We start from the raw sequence: 2,396 nt of genomic DNA on the forward strand, positions 1-2,396 counted from the left end.
CTGTCGGCAGATGAGGCAATGGCGTCAGACATGCTTGTCCCCTGGTGTCTGGAGAATCACTATGAGGCCGAGGCCTGCGGTTCACCAGCGTGAAGTCCCTGATGTGATGGATCCAACAATCCAGCAGCCGTGTTGTTCGTTGAGCCCTGCAACACCTCGCGAGGCGCGGCGAGCAAGGCCGGACAGGTGAGCACATGCACCAGACGCCAGACCATCAAGGCCGCGCCCAGCGTGTGCACCAGCGCAGCCAGCAGTGGCCAGCCCAGCACCACATTGCTCAAGCCGGTGGCCAGTTGCAGCCCGGCCAGCCACCACAAGGCCGCACCGTCGCGCAGCCATGGCCCCTGCCCGTCAGGCGCATGCTGCCATTTGCGCAAGCCCCATCCATAAGCGATCAAGACCAGCAAGACCAGCACAGCCATCAAGCGATGTACAACATGAATGGCCGTCAAGGCCGCCAGCGTGATGAAGCCGCCTTGACTGTCTACACCCAAAGGCCGCAGCAAGTGGAAACCGACAGAGAAGTCCATCTCAGGCAACCATTGCCCCTGGCACAGTGGCACCTCCGTGCAAGCCAGCACCGCATAGTTGGTGCTGACCCATGCGCCCAGTGCAATCTGGATCGCCAGCAAGGCCAGCACCACATAGCCCGCCTTTCGCAAAGATGATGCAGCCCAGGCCTGACGCAAACGAGGCGGCATCTGCGGCATGTCCAGCACACGCACCTGCGCGGTCAGCAAGCCCACACCCAGCATGGCCCCGATCAGATGCCCGGTCACGATGATGGGTTGCAGCTTGAGCGTGACCGTCAAAGCACCAAAGGCGCCTTGCGCGCACACCCACACCAAGGTGGCCGTGCTCCACCACGGAGACAAGGCACCCGCGCGACCACGCATGGACCACGCTGCGAGCATCAATCCCGTGATCAGCGCACCAACACCAGTGGCGAGATAGCGGTGCACCATCTCGATCCACGCTTTGCTGTGTGACACCGGGCCGGACGGCAATGCGGCATGCGCGGAACTGATCTGCGCATGCGCAGCAAAGGGGCTGGTCTCACCATAGCAACCGGGCCAATCAGGGCAGCCCAGACCGGAGTCCGTCAAGCGCGTGAACGCCCCGAACACCACCAGATCGATCGTCAGGAACAGCGTGAGCACGGTCAGTACACGCTGCCAGGCCGGCCAGCCTCGCAGCCCCTGCCTGTGCGCCCGCCACGCCACCAGGCTGACTGGCAACAAGGCCAGCAATGCGCCCATCAGCGCCACTTCCAGTGCAGGATCCAGATTGATCAGACTGAGCATCAAGCGAGCCTCTTCGATCTCAACGACCAGGCTCGTCCCAGGACTCGTTGGCTTTCATGAGCCGGGCCAGGTCCTTCTTGATGCGCGATGGATCGGCATCTACCGGAAAGCGCATCATCCAGTCACCACGCGGATCAACCAGATACAGGTGCGAGGTCATGGCTTGCCCCGCTTCAGGCACCAGCCATCGTTGAAGATCAGCCGCCCCCGTACGCAAGACCCAGGCGTTCTTCAAGCCTTCGAGCAAACCGCTGCGAACCGGCTCCTGATCGGGAATCAGCCAGACACGATCCAGGCGATCCTTGTCCTTGCCCAGGGTCTCGCGCAATTGCCTCTGCAGATAAAGCTGATGCTCGCAAGTGTGGTCACACGCCCCACCAGACACTGCCACCAGCAACCATTGCCCCTTCAACGCGCCAGGCCTGACCGCGCGACCATTCAGATCGACCAGCGGCATATCAGCCTCTGCAGGCAGCGGCTTGGGCGGCGTGACCAAGGTACCGTAATTCACCCGTCCTTGTGGCTTGATCACGTAATACGTGAAATACGAAGCTACCACCGGCGCAGCACACACAACCCACACCAACAGCATCTTGATCCGACCGGATCGGGTGCGCTGCCTGGGCTCATTGGCCGCCTTGGGCATGCTGTGCACGCTCAGCTGGATGGGCGCAGTCTGCGCGGTATCAGGATGAGACATGTGTACTTGCTCGACGAGGTCGGATGATCTGAAACCAGACCGTGAGCCCGATGATCAGCGCGCACAACGCAAACCATTGAGCCGCATAGGCCAGATGTTTGTCCTGCCCCAGCCCGGGCTCGGGCCAGTTTCGGCGCATGGCATCGGCTTGCTCTGGTGATACCTCAGCTTGCACCTGAAGCACAGCGCCTGCCACAGGGACTTGCCCCAGCCAGTGGTGCCAGAACGCCACATCGGCGTTCTGCCTGAGCAGGGGCCCTCGCCCATGGCCCACTTCGGGCTCATTGCCAAGCTGATACGTTCTGGACAATCCTGTCGCAACGCGCCCCACCACGCGAACCTCATGGGCATTTGAAGGGACAGAGGGCAACTTCTGGCGATCACGTGGATCT

The 2,396-nt window shown here is 61.9% G+C and carries 3 protein-coding genes; all 3 read right to left on the bottom strand.

What is annotated here, in order from left to right:
• Window positions 1-59 precede the first annotated feature (59 nt).
• On the bottom strand, window positions 60-1,304 hold the full coding sequence (locus EPO09_RS02220; protein WP_290639736.1) for a heme A synthase: 1,245 nt from the start codon (window positions 1,302-1,304) through the stop codon (window positions 60-62).
• 19 nt (window positions 1,305-1,323) lie between these two features.
• Entirely contained in the window at window positions 1,324-2,004 is a 681-nt protein-coding gene (locus EPO09_RS02225) for a hypothetical protein (protein ID WP_290639737.1), read from the bottom strand.
• A partial coding sequence (locus EPO09_RS02230; protein ID WP_290639738.1) for an SURF1 family cytochrome oxidase biogenesis protein occupies window positions 1,991-2,396 on the bottom strand: 406 nt, incomplete at its 5' end. The genes EPO09_RS02230 and EPO09_RS02225, both read right to left, overlap by 14 nt.

It is taken from the genome of Aquabacterium sp., from assembly GCF_004297345.1.
Classification (GTDB): Bacteria; Pseudomonadota; Gammaproteobacteria; order Burkholderiales; family Burkholderiaceae_C; genus Aquabacterium.